The sequence below is a fragment of the Sideroxyarcus emersonii genome, assembly GCF_021654335.1.
Taxonomy (GTDB): Bacteria; Pseudomonadota; Gammaproteobacteria; order Burkholderiales; family Gallionellaceae; genus Sideroxyarcus; species Sideroxyarcus emersonii.
On the sequence record NZ_AP023423.1, the window covers coordinates 2,631,669 to 2,650,197 of the forward strand.

Consider the following 18,529-nt stretch of genomic DNA (forward strand, 5'->3'; position numbering starts at 1 on the left):
ATAGCAACTTCAATTCCCACTGTAAGAATTCCCCAGCTTGTGCAATTAAGCGCTTACGCTTGACGCCGCTCTTCATTTTTAATTGATCTTGTCTTTGATCAAGAAAATTGGCCTATCCTTGACTTCGACATATATTCTGCCTATGTATTCGCCCAGAACTCCTACGACAAGCATTTGAACTCCGAACAGACTGGCCATTAATAAATTGGTTTGTGAAATTCCGGGGGGGAGCACTCCTACAAATGTACTACCAAGTGCGTATGCTATTAATCGCCCAACTCCCTGAATCAAGATAAGTGCGAATGCTAAGCCAGATACGGATATTCCAATGATGGTAGCCATGCGTAGGGGCGCAACTGAATACGCAACAAGCCCATCCAAAGCCAGATTTATCATGCCCGATAGCCCAAACTTGCTTTCCCCTCCAGCACGAGCATCTCGTTCATACTGAAAACCAGTTTGTTTAAAACCGACCCAAGCTCTAAGTCCGCGGGTGAATCTTTGGCGCTCAGGCATACTATTCATTGCATTCACCACTTGACGCCTCATTACACAATAATCACCAGCATCCAAGGGAATCTCGATTTCTGCAGTAAATTTCCAGAGCCTATAGAATGCCGCATAGGCAAATCGCTTAAATATGTTTTCCTTCCTTTTTTTTCTAACTCCATACACAACATCAAAACCATCGTTTTCCGCAATAGATAACATCTTGACGATTAATTCAGGAGGATCTTGTAAATCACCATCTAAAATGGCCACGAACTCCCCTCGCGCATGTGCCAAACCACAAGTGATTGCTCCTTGGTAGCCATAATTTCTAGACAATTGGATAATGCGCAACCTGCTATCTTTCTCTGCCAATTGCATCATTGATTCGATAGAGCCATCAAACGATCCATTTTCAATCCAGATAATTTCAAAATCATCCAACCCGGATTCTTCACACGAATTCAATATACGGGTATACAAATTTTGCAAATTTTCTTTTTCGTTGTAGCAAGGCGAAATGAAAGTAAGTTTGCAACTATTTATTTGTTCTTCTGCAAGCACAGATCGAACGCCCCGAATCTGCAAGACTAGTCTTTCAAGTCGGTCAATCCGATTAACGATTTCGTCTATATGCTCTTCGTTACAGGTCTTATTTCTCATAATGCCTTTCATAGTCTTAGCCAGCTTCCCCTAACTGCATCATCGAATTTTTGTGCGCTATCACTTAACGGTCTGTCCGATTTGTGAAGTCACTAATTTATTCAGCGATTGCCGCTCCCCTCTTGTTAAAACCAATAAGTACGAAACTGATGCGGCAAGTAGTATTGATATAACAAAGGCAATAGTAAGCATACTCAGATTGCCAAGATCAGTCAGTAATTGCTTCATTTCAAAGTTCGCTCCTAACAGAACCAGTAACAGTATAAATGTCGGGGTCAAGACTGACTTGAAGTGCGAGCCGAATGGAATGCCAAAATGCTTGAGCGCTATGTAGGGTGCATACCAGTTGTTGGTCAGGATTTGTGCGATCAATGTGCCCAAAGCCACACCCCACAGACCTAATTGGGATGCAAGCAGAATGGAGATCGCCAGGTTTAATAAGCCCGCAATCATAGCTGGCTTGGCAAACACCACATGACCTGTAGCAACAGTTGCTGTTGCCATCGCTACATGGTGAGCCTCCAGAAGCACCATCAGCAGCAGTGTCCAAAGTACTGGAAAGCCGACGAACCTCCCGTTTCCCAGCCAGAGTGCAATAATGGAATCGCCGAAAACCGACACGAAGGCAACCAGGAAAACGACAGCTGAAACACTCAGCCTGACGCTTTGCGACAAAAGCGAGGTTACCAGAGTTGAATCTTTCTCGGCGTATGCTTTTGAAATTTGCGGCGAGGTGGCAGTCACCAACAATAGGGCAGCGGTCATCGTGCTGATTGCAATTTTGGCGGCCGCTTCGTAGTTAGGGATTGCTGCAGGACCAAGTATCGCCGCTATGATGACATTGTCGGTTTGCAGGATCAGGATCGCTCCGAAGCCCATCACTGCCCATTTCAGGCTTGGCAGAATGATGGATTTTGCAAGTTGAAGATCCGGCTGACTGCGGATCATGAATACGTCCGGACATTTGTTGTACAGAATCCGTTTTGCCGCGTATCTGGCCAGAAATCCCTGGACCGTCCAGGCGACAGCAAGCCCGATGAGGCCGAACCCGGCGTATAGCAGCATGAATGTCAAAGCCAATCCCATCATGAGCGAAAATGATCGAATCATCCGCTCAGTGCCCAAATATCCCATGCCATAAAGCGCTGCAAGTGGGCTGCTCGCCCACAGATTAAGTGCAGCGCCGGCTGAGAAAATGAACCATGCCCACGCCACTTGAGCGTATTCGGATGCCGGAGTGCTTGCATGTACGAAATAGCCACCAATCAGCACCGCCAGGAAAAAGGCAGCGACAGCGAGGATACGAAAAAGCAGATTGCTCGTCGCAAGCAGATCGGCAATCAGTTTGCTTCTTTGTTGTTCATCGTGGCTTGGGGTACCCAAATGAAAGCTGATTTCCCTAGCGACAGTTGGGCTCAGACCCAAGTCGAAAAATGCAATGTAAGAACCAACGGAGACGAACAACAACCACGTTCCGGCAAGACCGGGCGACAAGTAGTCCAATACCAGCCGCAACTGGATAATCAATACAATGATTGAAACTACAGAAAAAAAGGCCCCGCCTGACACTCCCCTCAATATCTTTCGTTGAACGCTCATGCCTGCATTCTGTTATCTAGAGATACGTCGGATGCCTTCAACCAAACCGACTTTTGGATGCCAGCCTCGCAAGGTGCGGCCCTTGTTCCATGGCGTCATGACTTCTCGTGGGCGGTAGGTGCGCTTTCCCCACTCTATGGGTAATTTCACTCCCAGTTCATTCTCATAAATGGCAACCAGCTCTCGAAGTTGCAGGGGCTGTCCAGACGATACGGCATATACCTGATGCCCTTTTGGCAATTCGTAGAGCACATCCTTTGCGCAAAGGAACGCATCAATAACATCATCAATGTAAACAAGGTCGATCAGCTGCTCGCCCGGAGACATGGCGAGTGCTTCCTGATTCTTGGCTGTTTTGGCCAGGAGATGAAAAAGTTTAGGCCTGGGGTCGCCCGGCCCGTAAGTATCGAAGAGCTGCAGCGTGACCGCCTTTAACGATGCGGCTTCCGTATAGTAGGCCAGAATATCTTCAAATGCCTGTTTGGTTGCTGCATACAAACAAACCGGGTTGTAGTCTTCGTTGTTGTAGTGTTGCCACGATGTTCCGGTGTTAACAATCTTGTCCACTCCATTGATCCGCATCGCTTCGAGGAGCTGACTGCCGAACAGCACATTGCTCAAGACCAGCGGTTCGATATCCTTGGATTCGTGTTGTGCAAGAAATAGCGAGGCCAGATGGAATACCACATCCGGCTTGGCCTGGGCCACACACTCCGCCATGCCTTGTGTGCTGCCGTCATGGATGTGTCTTGTTGTCTGCGCGAATTCCGGGTGATCAGGCAAACGCGATTCTGCACGGTTCAATATGTGAACTTCCCATCCCTCTGTCACCAAGCGCCGGACAAGGTGACTGCCGACAAAACCCGTTGCTCCGGTGACAAGCGCAACGGCTTTACGTTCGATCATTTGGAAATCCAGGTCATTCATAACGGAATGGGCTTGCGAATTTGTCGAAGGACGGAAAGCTTTGGTCTCGCGCCGAGAGAATGGCCTCGGTTGTCGGCCAAGGTATGCCGACGGAATTCCAAAGCACACCTGCATCATGAGCCGGTGAATATATCGTACCTACTTTGTAAACCATGATGGCCTGATCACTTCGTGCACAGAAGCCATGCGCCATGCCTTTGGGGATATAGATGCTGTTGGCCTTGGCGGCGCTCAATTCAAACAGGTCGAACTGACCATAGGTAGGGGATCCTGCCCTCAGGTCGACAACGGCGTCCATTACTTCACCTGCGACGCAGTACACCATCTTGACGTGGTCCATTGGCGGCAACTGGAAATGCAACCCCCTGATCACATTCTTGTGGGAAACGGAGTAATACTCTTCGGCAAATCCGGTCTCCAGGCCTTGAGCCGCAAAAGCCTGTTCGTGAAATACTTTCACAAACCGACCACGCGCATCATCAAATACTTTCGGTTGCAGCTCAAGGCAACCCGCGAGCTTGCTTGGTTTGACGTCGAACACTTAGAAATTCACGCCAAAAAACGCTTCGATCTTCTCGACCACAAAGCTCAGCATCTCCTCGGTCAGACCTGGGTACACGCCGATCCAGAGCGTGTCGTTCATGATCTTGTCGGTGTTGGCGAGTTCTCCGCTGATACGGTAACTGCGGCCTTCGAAATACGGCTGGCGAGTGAGATTACCGGCGAACAGCAGGCGCGTGCCGATCTTGTATTGATCCAGGTATTTCAGCAGCTCGACGCGATTCACCCCTGCCGCTTCGCGCAAGGTGATTGGGAAGCCGAACCAGGAAGGTTCGCTGCCTGCGGTAGCTTCCGGCAGGGTCAGGAATTCTTCACAGGATTTCAGCCGCTCTTTAAGGAATGCGAAATTGTGTTTGCGTGCTTCGACGAATTCCGGCAGGCGATCCATCTGCGCCAGCGCGCAGGCGGCCTGCATGTCGGTAATCTTGAGGTTGTAACCTAAATGCGAATAGGTGTACTTATGGTCGTAGCCTTCGGGCAGCGTACCCAGCTTCCAGCCGAAGCGTTTGCCGCAGGTATTGTCGCAGCCCGGTGCGCAATAGCAATCGCGCCCCCAGTCGCGGAAAGATTCGATGATGGTGCGCAGGTCGCGATCCTTGGTGAATACCATGCCGCCCTCGCCCATGGTGATATGGTGCGCAGGATAAAAACTGCAGGTGGCGATGTGACCGAAGGTGCCGACATGCTGGCCTTTGTAGCGTGAGCCGAGCGCATCGCAGCAATCTTCGATGACCCACAGATCATGTTTCCTGGCCACCGCCATCACAACATCCAGATCGAACGGATTGCCCAGCGTATGCGCCACCATGATGGCTTTGGTCTTTGGACTGACCGCCGCTTCGATCTTCTTCGGGTCGATGTTGTAGGTAGGAATATCCACATCCACGAACACCGGCACCATGCCGTTCTGCAACATCGGGTTCACGGTGGTGGGGAAGCCGGCTGCCACGGTGATGACTTCGTCGCCGGGTTTCAATGCGCGCGCACCCAGCTTGTGCGAGGTCAGTGCCGTGAAGGCCAGCAGATTCGCCGACGAACCGGAAGTGGTGGTCAGCGCATAAGGCACCCCAACGAATTCGGCAAAACGTTTCTCGAATGCCTCGTTGAAGCGCCCGGTGGTAAGCCACCCATCCAGGGAGGCCTCGACCATGTTCTTCAGCTCCGCGGCACCGAGCACTTTGCCGGAAGGTGGAATAACGCTGCTGCCGGCCTGGAAAGGTTTTGCCGCATATTGCAATGCGCTGTATTGCTCGACCAGGTTCAATATCTGCTGTTTCAGTTCTGTTTTGTCCACTTTGTGACCCCTGCTAATGTTTTTGAATACCGTTGTATGCGCCGATCTGGCGCAACGTCAGCTCGCGCATGTCTTTTCCGTCCCGATATGCCCGTTGCCATTCGATGATCGCGCCCAGTGCATCTTCGAGATGCCATCTGGGATGCCAGTCCAGCCGCATCTTTGCCTTGGAGCAGTCCAGCTTCAGGTAATGTGCTTCATGCGGATGCTCACCGCCATCGAGTTCCCAGCCAGCACCTCCGCCCCAGGCCTTGGTCAGCTTTTCCACGATCCACTGCACAGGCTTGGCGTCTTCATCGTTCGGGCCGAAGTTCCAGCCTTCGGCATAGGCCGCACCTTCTTCGTAGAGCTTTTGCGCCAGCACCAGGTAACCGGAAAGCGGCTCGAGCACGTGCTGCCATGGCCGGATGGCATGCGGGTTGCGGATACTGACCAGTTTACCTTGGGTGATGGCGCGCATGATATCGGGGATCAGCCTATCTTCAGCCCAATCGCCGCCACCGATGACATTGCCCGCACGCCCGGAAGCAATGGCAACGCCATGCTCTTTATATTTGTCCGGATGGAAGTAGGAATTGCGGTAGGCAGCCGTCACCAGCTCTGCGCAGCCCTTGCTGTTGCTGTATGGGTCGTAGCCGCCCATCGCTTCGTTCTCGCGGTAGCCCCACACCCATTCGCGGTTGTCATAGCATTTGTCGCTGGTCACGTTTACCACAGCCCTCACGCTGTTCGTGCCGCGAACCGCCTCGAGCAGATTTACCGTACCCATCACGTTGGTGGAATAGGTTTCGACCGGCTCGACATAGGAATAGCGCACCAATGCTTGCGCCGCCATGTGAATCACGATCTCGGGCTTGTGTTCAGCAAACACTTTGCGCAGATGTTCCAGATCGCGGATGTCACCGATGATGCTGGTCATACCCTGGCCCACCTCTGCAACATCGAACAGGCTTGGGTTGGAGGGTGCCGCCAAAGCATAACCCACCACTTGCGCGCCCATGGATTGCAGCCAGAGCGATAGCCAGCTCCCCTTGAAACCGGTATGCCCGGTCAGCAGCACGCGCTTGCCGCGCCAGAATTCCGCCTTCATTTCCAGATCTTCCATGGAGCCTTGCCGGATTGCCACAGCTCTTCGAGATGCATCTTGTCACGCAGGGTATCCATCGGCTGCCAGAAACCGTTATGGTGGAATGCAGCCAACTCACCCTCTTCCGCCAGGCGCTCCAGCGGGTCGCGCTCCCAGATGGTCTTGTCTTCGGCGATGTAATCGATGACTTGCGGGGACAGTACGAAGAAGCCGCCGTTGATCATGGCGCCATCGCCTTTGGGTTTTTCACGGAAACTGTTGACCTTGTTTCCGACCATATCCAATGCGCCGAATCGCCCCGGGGGAACGGCAGCAGTCAAAGTGGCTTTAACTTTCTGCGCCTTGTGGAAAGCAATCAGCTCGGTGATGTTGACGTCCCCCACGCCATCGCCGTAAGTGAAACAGAACGCCTCTTCATCCTTGATGTAATTCGCTACGCGTTTCAGGCGGCCACCGGTCATGGTGTCTTCGCCGGTATCCACCAGGGTTACTTTCCATGGCTCGGCATACCGCTGGTGCACTTCCATCTTGTTGTGCTCCATGTCGAAAGTCACGTCCGACATGTGCAGGAAATAATTGGCGAAATATTCCTTGATGACATAGCCCTTATAGCCGCAGCAAACCACGAATTCGTTGATGCCGTGCGCCGAATATAATTTCATGATGTGCCACAGGATCGGTTTTCCGCCGATCTCCACCATCGGCTTGGGACGGGTCGATGTCTCTTCGCTGATTCGCGTGCCCAATCCCCCTGCAAGAATGACTGCCTTCATTGACTGCTCCTACAAAAATCAGGTAACGGTACCGGGTGAACTGCGAATAAAACCCGCTTCTGCCCGGATCACATCGGTACCTATTCGTGATAATCGAAAGCGGCAAAGCCGTGCTTTTTGACCAGCTCGTCGCGCTGCGCACTCTTGAGGTCTTCCCGCACCATTTCGGAAACGAGCTCCTGAAAGGTGATTTTGGGAGTCCAGCCGAGCTTCTGTTTTGCCTTGCTCGGGTCGCCAAGCAGGGTCTCCACTTCAGTGGGACGGAAGTAGCGCGGGTCGACTTGAACGATGCATTTGCCTGTGGATGCGTCGTAGCCTTTTTCATCCACCCCTTTGCCTTCCCATCGCACGCCGATGCCGAGCTCTTTGGCTGCCGCATTCACGAAATCGCGCACGCTGTATTGCACGCCGGTGGCGATGACGAAATCCTCGGGCTTGTCTTGTTGCAGCATCATCCATTGCATTTCGACATAGTCTTTGGCGTGACCCCAGTCGCGCAGGGAATCCAGGTTGCCGAGGTACAGGCAATCCTGCAGGTTCAGTTTGATGCGGGCCAGTGCCCGGGTGATCTTGCGGGTAACGAAGGTCTCGCCCCGGATCGGACTTTCATGGTTGAACAGGATGCCGTTGCATGCATAGATGCCATAAGCTTCGCGGTAATTCACTGTGATCCAGTAGGCGTACATCTTCGCCACCGCATAAGGGCTGCGCGGATAAAAAGGTGTGGTTTCTTTCTGCGGAATCTCTTGCACCAGGCCATAAAGTTCCGAGGTCGATGCCTGGTAAAAACGCGTCTTTTTCTCCAGCCCCAGGATGCGGATTGCCTCAAGAATGCGCAGTGTGCCGATGCCGTCTGCGTTTGCGGTGTACTCCGGAGTCTCGAAAGAAACCGCGACGTGACTCATGGCAGCCAGGTTGTAGATCTCGTCGGGCTGGGTCTGCTGGATGACGCGAATGAGGTTCGTCGAGTCGGTCAGGTCGCCGTTATGCAGCTTGAACTTTGTGTTGTCGAGATGAGGATCCCGATACAAGTGATCGATCCGATCGGTGTTGAACAAGGAGGAACGGCGCTTGAGGCCGTGCACAATGTAGCCTTTATTCAGCAACAGTTCGGCCAGGTATGCTCCATCTTGCCCTGTGATGCCGGTGATCAACGCGACTTTTTGCTTGCTCAATTCATTCTCCCGATAAAAAATTTCTATTCGCGACCGTACACATCTTCGAAACGAACAATGTCGTCTTCACCCAGGTACTCTCCGCTTTGCACTTCGATCATCACCAGCGGCAGCAAACCCGGGTTCTCCAGCCGGTGCTTATGGCCGGCCGGAATGTAAGTGGACTCGTTGGTATTGACGAATAGCTCCTGTGTCCCGTTCACCACGCGCGCCATGCCGCTGACGACGATCCAGTGTTCGCTGCGATGATGGTGCATCTGCAGGCTCAGGCTCGCACCGGGTTTCACCTCGATGCGCTTGATCTTGAAGCGAGAGCCGCCTTCCAGAATGGTATAAGTGCCCCACGGGCGATGCACGGTGCTATGCAGGCGGTGGGCTTCGTGGCCTGCCGCCTTGAGTCGCGCGAAGATATGTTTGACGTCTTGTGCGCGGCTGCGGTCTGCGACCAGCACTGCATCGGGGGTATCGATGATCACCAGATCCTTGACGCCCACCGCCCCGACGATCCGCTGGTTGCTCTGGATATAGCAATTGCTGACATCGTGCAGGATGGCTTCGCCTTCTATGCGATTGCCGTCGCTATCCGCTGCGGTAAGGTCGCCCAAGGCAGCCCAGGAGCCGATATCGCTCCAGCCGATGTTGCAGGGGACGACTGCGACTTTGGCGGATTTCTCCATGACGGCATAGTCGATGGAATCGTCCGGCACTTGTTTGAAAGCCTTGGCTTCCAGTTCTATCTGGCTGAAACCTTTGCCTTCGGAAAGACGGGATTGCGCCATGCAGGCGCGAGTGGCTTCAAGGATGGCGGGGCAGTGTTGCTGCATCTCTTGCAATATCGTGCCTGCCTGGAAGCAGAACATGCCCGAGTTCCACAGGTAACGACCCGATGCGACGTATTCCCGGGCTTTTTCCAGATTCGGTTTTTCTACAAAACGCTTGACGCTGTTGCCGTCGTATTCAATGTATCCGAATCCGGTTTCCGGCGTATCCGGCTTTATGCCGAAGGTAACCAGCTTGTCTTGCGCCGCCAATTCCATGGCCCGCGCAACGGCTTTTTCGAACGCAGGTTGATCGGCGATGAGATGGTCAGCTGCCAATACCAGGAGGCAAGCATCCTCTCCATGTGTAGCCGCAACCTGGAGTGCCGCTGCAGCGATGGCCGGTGCCGTATTGCGGCCAAAAGGCTCGAGAATGAAGCGATTGACCATGCCTTGCTTTGCCAGAACAGGCGTTACCTCTCGGTATTCGTCCTCGGTCTTGAAAAACAGCTCACGGTTTGTGACGGTTAGCGTCTCGATGACTCCCGGCAACATCGCCCCTCGCAGCCAGGCTTTTTGCAACAGGCTTTGCCCATCCGCCAAGCGGATGAAAGGCTTGGGATGCAACTCCCGCGAAACCGGCCAGAGCCGCGATCCAGCCCCGCCGCATAGGATTGTTGGAATCAGTTTCATAATAGTGAACTCATCAAATGTGTATAAAAACAGGGGCTCTGTTCATATGAGCAGCTTATTCATTGTCCTGCTTCAACAATCCTTTTTGTTCCGCCTCGCGCTGCAACTCCGCAATCTCGGCACGCAACCGCTCGTATTCTTGCACCTTTTTTTTAAGGAACTGTACCGTCATGCGCGCCTTTTGCTCGACGCCGCGCGGTGTCAGCAGATAAGCATAGGCGAGCTTGTTGTCGCTGTTACGGAAGTTGTTGATCTTGAGGTTGCCCTTTTCAACTAGGGCGTTGAGGCAATAATTGATTTTTCCCAGGCTGACGCCCAGTTTTTTCGCCAAATCTCTTTGGGAAAGCCCGGGATTCTCTTCCAGTGTTTTGAGCAGGCTGTAGTGTGTGGCTTCGTCGAGCATGGATGGTCTGTTCAATCGATGAACGGACGGCATTTAATCAATTTCTACGCCGCCGTGTCAAGCTGGGGCACGCCATTTTTTCCACTTAGAATCAATAATAAGCATCAAGATAAGATAGATTCCTGCCCAAACCAGAAGCAAATACCAAGGCAATGCTTGTTTGATGCATACAAGTCCCCCAAGCCCTGCCGCCAACATGAGCATGTATTCAACCAGCGCTAGCTTACTGTGGCTCCAGCCCATTTGTATCAGGCGCTGATAGTAATGTTCGCGGTGGGCTTCTGTGACTTTCGCCCCACGCATGGTGCGCTTCACCAATGTGACGCTGGCATCCAGCACGAAAGGCATGAATGCCACCAACGGGAACCAGCCCAGCCAATATCCTTGCTGCCATCCCCACAACCCCATCCCGGCCGCCAGGAAACCCAATGGAATGGAACCTGCATCGCCCATGAATACTTTGGCGGGGTGAAAATTATTGTAGAGAAATCCCAGTGCTGCGGCTCCAATGGTGAAATTCATCATTGCGAAGGTGTCATCGCCGTTCATCAGCGCAGCGACGCCATAGAAACTGAAGCCAAACAGCGCCATGCCTCCTGATAATCCATCGGCACCATCCATGAAATTGTAGAGATTGGTCATCCATACCGTGAGCAACAACACGAATAGTGCAATCGCAAGCCCTTGCTGGGCGAACAAACCCGAACCCAGCACCAGGATCGCGGCCGCCGCCAGCTGGGCCATTAAGCGTTTCTTGACCGGCAGGCTGTGCATGTCATCCAGCAGGGAAATGATGAACAACCCGATCATGGGCAATACTATCCACCACTTAAGGGAGGTGAGCATCAGCGCCCAGCCGGCCAGTAAACCGGCCATTATCGCCACACCGCCGATACGCGGAACCGGCGCATCATGCAATGAACGTTCGTTAGGGATGTCCGGGATATCTTTACCGAACTTGCTGATCAGGATAAGTGTGGTCAACAACATGGTGACCAGCGCTGCGACGATGGGAGAGTAATGGCTCATGAATGGGTATTTCGATACCACTCCGCGGTTGCCTGCAGCCCCTGCTGCAAGCTATATGGAGGGTTCCAGTTAAGTTGGCGGCGGATTTTAACACTATCGATCCGTAACGATTCTTGCAGGCGCCCGATCTGTTCTGATTTCCCGGTTATGAGACCTGCCAGCCTTAACCAGGAGGAAGGACAAGGAAACAATTTGGCCGAGCACTCCATCGCTACGCCCAGTCGGCGCAGCAGATCCGGCGTTGAAACATCCTCTCCATCGCTGACCAGATAAGTTTGCCCGGCAGCGGCGGGATGTGCTGCGCAAGCAATCAGAGCATCAACCATGTTCCCGACATAGACCAGGCTGCGCTGATTCCGCACTGACGCTAACGGCAGCGGTATCCTCTTGGCGAGTATCTTAAGCATGTGTGCAAAATTGCCTTTCACACCTGCGCCATAAATCAGGGGAGGGCGAAGTATTACCACCTCCAGCCCGGTTTCATCGGCAATGCGATGCAGTGCCAGTTCTGCTTCGTATTTGGAGATGCCATAAGGATCCTGTGGTAAGGGAACATCCGACTCCGCGAATCTGTGGTCGCCATGGGTCGATTCTCCGTTCACCTTGATCGAGCTGACGTACACCAGCCGCCTGACCCCGTTTGCGGCGGCCGAGCGGGCGAGCCGCTCCGTTCCGGCAACATTCACCTTGCGGAATTCTGCCAAAGCGTTGGGCGCTTTCTCATGCATGACATGCACACGAGCGGCCAGATGAATGACCGTCGCCACTCCGCTCAAGGCATTTGCCCAGTCAGTATCCGCAGAGATGTCTGGAATGCGGACTATTTCACAACCGCGCAAGCTCGTGTCGACGCCGCCTCGCATGGCTGCACGCGTCCGGTAGTTACATGCAGCCAATCTTTCGCACAACGCCTTGCCGACGAAACCTGAGGCACCGGTTACCAATATAGGGCCTTCTCTCAATTCGACGCTCTCCGCAGAAGGGCACGATATACGGGGGACGAAAAGAATCTCAGCACGCTTGCCAGGTGCAAACGCATATAGCGCAGGTTCTTGTGACTGCTGCGCCGTGCGTCATGCACGACCGAAGCCATAAAGCACAGGATAACCCGATAACCGGCAAGCGTGAGCCGCGCACATAGATCCACATCTTCGTAGTAGAGGAAGTAGCGCTCGTCAAATCCGCCGACCTTCCGGAAAACCCTTTGTGGGAAAAGCATAAACATTCCGGCCACCCAGTCTGGATGGGAAATCGGCTGCCTGATGTCAGCCTGTATGGCCGATCTGCCTCCAAATATCTTTCTGATTATTTCAAGCGGCGAAGGGAATCGGCGTGCGCTATCCTCAGGAACGCCAGCGCTGTTGGTGACGAGCGGCGCCACCACACCTGCATTCTCTGTTTTTGCTTGTGCAATCAGCACTGGAAACGGATTCATCGAAAATCCGATATCGGGGTTAAGGACGCAGAAGAACTCTCCTCTGGCCAGCCTGAACGCAGCGTTGTGGTTCGCTCCGAATCCTTTCGGGGCCAAATTGCGGATAATCCGGAGCGGAAACATAAAATCAGATGCCTCGAATGGAATCTGTTCTTCCACATTGCTGGTCAGGATCACTTCGACCAATGTGCCGGCACAATAGCGTTGAATGTCCGATAGCAGTTTTTGCACCAGTCCGATCTGGCGATGGCTGACTATCGAGATGGAAAGTTCCGGCAATTTAACGGGCCTCCTGCTTTCTTGCCATGGCTCCGATCAACAAATTATGGGCCCATCGAGCCCCAAGCGCCGATCTGCCTATGCTTTGAGCACGCAAAGTACCTATTCTGTTCAGGCGCCGGACATTCAATATGTTGGCGTATGCATCTATCTTTTGCTGTGTGCTCAACGGCAATTTCATTCCTCTTGTCCTGACCCTTTGCTCAAGCACTGCCGCCTGCATAAGGCTGTCCCTGATGCGTGTCATCTGTACCTTCCATTGCCGTAGCGAGAAAAGGAACCTGCCGATCCGCTGCCAGTAAGACGTGGCGCCCAATACATTTCCGGCATGTTGCCTGTACATCGCCAATGGTCTGGATATAAATTCTATCTTGCCCGTAGACGATGCCAGCAGGGCCAGCCACCAGTCGTGCATCAATGCCTCTCGGGGTATCGGCGTTGCCAATTCCAGCAAGGAGCGATTGATGGCGCTCGCGCAACCCGTGACCTGGTTCTCGCAGAGCAGCACACCGAGATTCAATTTAGCTGGCGACAACCCGGAATATGTCACAAATGAATCTGCTATTGGCCGCAGTGCCTCATCGACCAGAAGCAGATCGCTATGCACCAGCAATGGCGTTTCAGTCCCCTGCTTCAATTCCAGTTGGCGAAGCGCATCCAGCATCACTGCCAACTTTTCCGGATACCAGACATCATCCTGGTCGGCAAAGAAGAGATAACCTGCATTTTCTTCAACTGCCGTCTGCATCAAGATTGAAAAATTCCCTGCAGCCCCCTGATTGCCAAGTTTGTCCCGCATCAGTCTTACGCGGTTATCTGTGCGCTCAATCTGCTCTATCTTCTGCACCGTATCGTCGCGAGACCCATCGTCGCGCACATACAACGTCCAGTCTGGATAGCTTTGTGCACGGATGCTTTCAATCTGTTCATCGATATATCGGCTGCCGTTATAGGTAGCCATCACGATCGCGATGCGCTTCGCTGCCGATCCTGGACGGAACGAAGAACCTTCAGTCACGGCCGCCGCCCATTAGAACAAGATTGAGTCGCGTCCGATCTTTTTCTCGTTTCACGTCTGGCACGCTGTTAGCCTACCTTAACCACTTCGAGCTTGGGCAAGGGGAATACCAGGTTCATGTTCGAGAACTTTTTATTCGTCACAAAGAAATGCCTGAAATGCCATGGCAGCACGATGACGTAATCCGGATTTTTCGACAGTAACTCCTGTTCCGAGATGATCGGCAACCACGTGCCCGGCGTATAGCCCCCAAATTTTTCCGGATTCACTTCGCCGATATACTCAACTTCTTTTGTGCTTATTCCACAGTACTGCAACAGCACATTACCCTTGGTTGAGGCCCCCAGCGCCGCAACCGTTTTACCTTCAGCATGGGCAGTTTCGATGAATTTCAGCAAATCCCGTTTGGCCTGAACTGCGCGTTCTGCAAATGCTCGATAGGGCTCCAACGTATCAAGCCCCTGCGTATGCTCTTCATCAAGAATCTTTTGCACCGAGTGGGGCACTGCCGTATCTCCATGGGATTTCGAGACGGATACGGAGATGCTGCCGCCATTAGTATCGTTAAGTTCAACGTCAATAATCTTAAATCCTACCCGATCAGCCATCCACTTGATTTGGCGTAGCGCATAAAACTCCAGATGTTCATGACATACGGTATCAAACGAATTCGTGTACAACATATTCGGCATGTAACTTTGCTCAAACACCCATATTCCGTCATCCGCCAACACGTCATAAATCTGCCGCATAAATTCTATGGGGTCTTCAAGATCGTAAAACATGGAAAAAGAGGTAATGACTTTTGCCTTCTTGCCTGGGAATCGCTCTTTTACCAAAGCGGCTGAAAAGAAATCCGGGATGAGCTTGATGTGCGAAGGGTAGTAACTATGGAATTTGATGCCCGTCGGGTCAATTCCGACTAATAGCGGCCCCTTTGATGGATATGCCTGCAATGTTGTACTGTCGTTGCTGCCGACATCGATTATCAGGTCGCCGTCATTCAGCTTTACCAGATCGAGAATTCTTTTTACCTTGTTGTTCAGGTGCGCCACCATGCTGGCGTTCAAACCGGAGCGATAGCCATAGTTCTCACCGTACATCTCGCCCAAATCGTAAGAATGTTCAAGCTGCAGCAATCCGCATGCATCTTCTCCACCTGTGCACTTAACCAAGCGCAGCGGACCCGATGTTAGCTTTGCATTTTTCTCGCGCGGAAAAACACCCGTTAGCATTTGCTCGCCTAAATCGAGCACACACTCCAGATGGCTATTCCCACAAATTCTGCATCTCTCTACTTTCTTATACATCGCCAAATACCTCTCTAATATTTAGATTCTGTCCAATATCTGCATATCGGCATCGACCATCATGCTTACCAAATCGTGAAATCCGATCTCTGGATGCCAACCCAATACTGTACTTGCCTTTTCGGCATTGCCTACCAATACCGCCGGTTCCGCTGGACGAAAAACGGCCTTGTCTTCGCGCACGTATTCCCGGTAATCGAGTGCCAAATGGCCGAATGCCATTTCACAAAATTCACGTACCGAATGTGTTTCCCCTGTTGCCACCACAAATTCATCAGCGTACGCATACTGCAGCATCAACCACATAGCGCGCACAGTATCGCCGGCAAATCCCCAGTCCCGTAGCGCATCCAGATTGCCTAATTGCAACTCCTTTGCCTGCCCTAACTTGATTCGGGCGGCCTCATGGGTAATCTTTCTCGTCACATACGCCAGCCCGCGGCGCGGGCTTTCGTGATTGAACAGGATTGCCGAACATGCGAATAGACCATAGCGTTGCCGGTATATCCGGATCATTGTGTCCGCATAGAGTTTGGCTGAGCCGTAAGGACTGCGGGGATTGACTTGAGTATTCTCAGTCTGCGGACTTTCATGGGCCTCGCCAAAGATTTCCCTGCTGGATGCCTGGCAAAACCGAATCTTCGCATCTACCGCACGTATCGCCTCTAAAATGCGTGTGACCGCCAGACCGTTCACCTCGCCTATTCCAACCGGATCATCGAACATACCCGCCCCTGTGGAATATCCTGCAAGGTTATATAGTTCTGTTGGGCGAACAAATGATAGGACTTCTATCATTTTTTGTTGGCTCAGCATGTCCCATTCAATGAGTTCGACACTCTCCCTCCATTGCCTTGGAAGTTTCGCTGCGGCCGCAGGTACATCCCGTACAGCGCCCACCACTCGATATCCTTTTCCCAATAGGAGTTCGGACAAATAAGTACCATCCTGCCCGGTTATCCCGGTTATCAAAGCCACTTTCTGCATCAGCAAACGCCTACGATTCTCGCTGCCCAGCGGGTGGCCGCATTACGGTGTTGGCCATTGTTCAGGCTATACATAATCATTCTGGAGCCTCGCCCCCCCAAGAATACAGAATATATGCACGCAATGAAGCCGGCCAAAGTCACCGGGACTATTGCGACAAATTTCGATGCCATGCGGGTAAGTCCCGCAAATTTTATGCTCACGATCTCGTCATATTCCTTGCCGGTATAGGCGCCCGTTGCTCGATAAAAAACTAACCGTTTGATCAAGTGCCAGCCGCCGCGAGGACATAAAATGGACTTTGTCTTATCGGTAAAGTCCTTGAACGACCAGATCAATTCTGGCCACTTCGCTATCCATATCTCCATCCCTCGTGGAGTCCACATGGCATTGCCATACCGTATGGTAATGAGCGGCTCTGCGATCAACACCGCCCGTGCGATTGGAGTGTGTTGAAATATCACCCCTACATGCACGAACAACGACCCATAGTATGACCGGCGATCCCGAGCGAGCCACACTTCTCGCCGAATCACCACGCAGCCGATAAACGACAAGCCCTGCACCGTTTCCCGGAACATGTTTTCCTCGTCGCCTACGCCGTAAACCTTATCATTTTCAAGCCTGATCAGGCGTTCATCCAGCATGATGGAGAAATCGGCACTCCGAACCTCCGCATTGACGACAAGCAAATCGATTTGTTCCAGCTTATCAAGTACCTTCCTGACAGCTCCTGGGCACAGCAGATCGTCATCGGTCATCAGCCAGCAGTATTCACCTGTCGCATATCCAACTGCCTTATCGTAGTCACCATCAACCCCCGAATTCTCGCTCTCCCGGTAATAATGAAGCTCAGGGTACTTCCTTGCATATTCAGTCACGACCTCAGGAGTATTGTCCGGTGACGCACCATCGACGACAACCAATTCAACCCCCGGCAGCATCTGGCCCAGAATCGAATCTAGTGTCTCGCCGATAAATTTGCCTCTTTTGTATGTCGCGATACAGATGGTCAATTTAGGCTTGAGCATGTTTGTACCTAAACAGATATTGCTTGAGTTTCCTATAAAGGAATCGAACCGCAACATACAGTCCGTAAGGGATTGCAAGGTAGCCTATGCGAGTCAAATAACCTGCTGCAGATTTATCGGACCATGTCATTTTCACTAGCTTATCCAGCAACAGCTTGCTTTCGATTTCCGGTCTTCTCTTGCATTGCATTTTGGCGAAGAGGAATGCACTTAATTTGAATTCATTTTGAATTACGCGTCTGATATGGAATGCTTCTATGCTGTCGTGCCCAAAGTAGCAATCTGCCATTCCATGGTAGCCTTCGATGGCAATTCTGAAACGGTTGACTATTCCCCTGTCGGCAAATGAATCATTATCGCCGCGCTGATCCAGCCACACCTCCGCAATATAGCAAACCGTCAATCCGGAGGAAATCAGACCAAAGAATCTTGCAACATGCCCCCAGCAACTTTTACGGAACAACTCTGGCAGTTCACCGCTTTGCCATTTTTCTCGTCGAACAACCAGCCCGCTAAGAAAACTGAAGAATGCTTCTGTAGTCGCAGCACGCCCGAACCATTCAACGCGCTCATTTGCATCTGACAGATTGGCGATAAATGTTTGGTCCGGTTGCAGAACAGGCTGCTCATGCATCGTGATCATCTCTTTGGTGCATATCGTATGCTTGCATATGAGGATGTCGCATCCGCGTTTTACCCATTCCAAAGCTCGCTTGATTGCACCTGCCCGCATCACATCGTCACCGCTGAAGAGCCAGCAATACTCGCCATTTGCATAGCCGACACATTCTGCCAGGTCAGCATCTATGCCACCTCGCACAGCACCCCGGTAATATCGCAAATTTGGCCAGGTACTTACATATTTCCCCATCACAGTTGACGTATCGTCGGTTGAACCGCCGTCATAGACGACGACCTCGATCTCTTCATCCGATTGCGGCAGGATAGAGTCCAATGCCTGTCCGATAAATTCCCCGCAGTTGTATATCGGGATACAAATGGATAGCTTGATTGCCAT

At 52.2% G+C, this 18,529-nt stretch carries 18 protein-coding genes; all 18 read right to left on the reverse strand.

Going from position 1 to position 18,529, the window contains the following annotated elements; all coding sequences use genetic code 11:
* Positions 1–78 precede the first annotated feature (78 nt).
* The 18 genes from L6418_RS12865 to L6418_RS12950 all read right to left on the reverse strand — a co-directional run bounded on the left by L6418_RS12865 (position 79) and on the right by L6418_RS12950 (position 18,529).
* Positions 79–1,152: a glycosyltransferase family 2 protein gene (locus L6418_RS12865; protein ID WP_237247323.1), complete on the reverse strand. Its 1,074-nt coding sequence runs from the start codon at positions 1,150–1,152 to the stop codon at positions 79–81.
* Between the two features lie 60 nt (positions 1,153–1,212).
* Positions 1,213–2,751, reverse strand: coding sequence for a hypothetical protein (locus L6418_RS12870; RefSeq protein ID WP_237247324.1), 1,539 nt, complete (start codon positions 2,749–2,751; stop codon positions 1,213–1,215).
* A gap of 12 nt (positions 2,752–2,763) precedes the next feature.
* Positions 2,764–3,657 (reverse strand): NAD(P)-dependent oxidoreductase, encoded by an 894-nt coding sequence (locus L6418_RS12875; RefSeq protein ID WP_237247325.1) that lies wholly within the window; start codon positions 3,655–3,657, stop codon positions 2,764–2,766.
* A 13-nt stretch (positions 3,658–3,670) separates the two neighbouring features.
* Positions 3,671–4,219, reverse strand: a complete 549-nt coding sequence (rfbC, locus tag L6418_RS12880; protein ID WP_237247326.1) for a dTDP-4-dehydrorhamnose 3,5-epimerase — start codon at positions 4,217–4,219, stop codon at positions 3,671–3,673.
* On the reverse strand, positions 4,220–5,533 hold the full coding sequence (rfbH, locus tag L6418_RS12885; protein ID WP_237247327.1) for a lipopolysaccharide biosynthesis protein RfbH: 1,314 nt from the start codon (positions 5,531–5,533) through the stop codon (positions 4,220–4,222).
* Positions 5,534–5,546: 13 nt separating this feature from the next.
* Positions 5,547–6,638 carry a CDP-glucose 4,6-dehydratase gene (gene rfbG, locus L6418_RS12890; RefSeq protein ID WP_237247328.1) on the reverse strand — a complete coding sequence of 364 codons (1,092 nt, stop codon included), beginning with the start codon at positions 6,636–6,638 and terminating at the stop codon, positions 5,547–5,549.
* Positions 6,620–7,393, reverse strand: coding sequence for a glucose-1-phosphate cytidylyltransferase (gene rfbF / locus L6418_RS12895; RefSeq protein WP_237247329.1), 774 nt, complete (start codon positions 7,391–7,393; stop codon positions 6,620–6,622). The genes rfbG and rfbF overlap by 19 nt, the downstream gene beginning before the upstream one ends.
* An 80-nt stretch (positions 7,394–7,473) precedes the next feature.
* The gene (gmd, locus tag L6418_RS12900; RefSeq protein WP_237247330.1) at positions 7,474–8,568 is read right to left on the reverse strand and encodes a GDP-mannose 4,6-dehydratase; all 1,095 of its coding nucleotides are present in this window, start codon (positions 8,566–8,568) and stop codon (positions 7,474–7,476) included.
* Between the two features lie 23 nt (positions 8,569–8,591).
* Positions 8,592–10,019 carry a mannose-1-phosphate guanylyltransferase/mannose-6-phosphate isomerase gene (locus L6418_RS12905; protein WP_237247331.1) on the reverse strand — a complete coding sequence of 476 codons (1,428 nt, stop codon included), beginning with the start codon at positions 10,017–10,019 and terminating at the stop codon, positions 8,592–8,594.
* Positions 10,020–10,074: 55 nt separating this feature from the next.
* Positions 10,075–10,422 carry a MarR family EPS-associated transcriptional regulator gene (locus tag L6418_RS12910; protein ID WP_237247332.1) on the reverse strand — a complete coding sequence of 116 codons (348 nt, stop codon included), beginning with the start codon at positions 10,420–10,422 and terminating at the stop codon, positions 10,075–10,077.
* Between the two features lie 57 nt (positions 10,423–10,479).
* A complete protein-coding gene (locus tag L6418_RS12915) occupies positions 10,480–11,451 on the reverse strand; it encodes a glycosyltransferase family 4 protein (RefSeq protein ID WP_237247333.1) in 972 nt (323 codons plus the stop codon).
* Positions 11,448–12,413 (reverse strand): SDR family oxidoreductase, encoded by a 966-nt coding sequence (locus L6418_RS12920; protein WP_237247334.1) that lies wholly within the window; start codon positions 12,411–12,413, stop codon positions 11,448–11,450. Before L6418_RS12920 ends, L6418_RS12915 begins: the two co-directional genes overlap by 4 nt.
* Positions 12,410–13,165 (reverse strand): glycosyltransferase, encoded by a 756-nt coding sequence (locus tag L6418_RS12925; RefSeq protein ID WP_237247335.1) that lies wholly within the window; start codon positions 13,163–13,165, stop codon positions 12,410–12,412. Before L6418_RS12925 ends, L6418_RS12920 begins: the two co-directional genes overlap by 4 nt.
* Before the next feature lies 1 nt (position 13,166).
* A complete protein-coding gene (locus L6418_RS12930) occupies positions 13,167–14,183 on the reverse strand; it encodes a glycosyltransferase family 2 protein (RefSeq protein ID WP_237247336.1) in 1,017 nt (338 codons plus the stop codon).
* Positions 14,184–14,251: 68 nt separating this feature from the next.
* On the reverse strand, positions 14,252–15,493 hold the full coding sequence (locus tag L6418_RS12935) for a class I SAM-dependent methyltransferase (RefSeq protein WP_237247337.1): 1,242 nt from the start codon (positions 15,491–15,493) through the stop codon (positions 14,252–14,254).
* A 21-nt stretch (positions 15,494–15,514) separates the two neighbouring features.
* Positions 15,515–16,480 carry a GDP-mannose 4,6-dehydratase gene (locus L6418_RS12940; protein WP_237247338.1) on the reverse strand — a complete coding sequence of 322 codons (966 nt, stop codon included), beginning with the start codon at positions 16,478–16,480 and terminating at the stop codon, positions 15,515–15,517.
* The gene (locus L6418_RS12945) at positions 16,480–17,511 is read right to left on the reverse strand and encodes a glycosyltransferase family 2 protein (protein WP_237247339.1); all 1,032 of its coding nucleotides are present in this window, start codon (positions 17,509–17,511) and stop codon (positions 16,480–16,482) included. Before L6418_RS12945 ends, L6418_RS12940 begins: the two co-directional genes overlap by 1 nt.
* Complete coding sequence (locus L6418_RS12950) at positions 17,498–18,529, reverse strand: glycosyltransferase family 2 protein (protein ID WP_237247340.1); 1,032 nt, start codon at positions 18,527–18,529, stop codon at positions 17,498–17,500. The genes L6418_RS12945 and L6418_RS12950 overlap by 14 nt, the downstream gene beginning before the upstream one ends.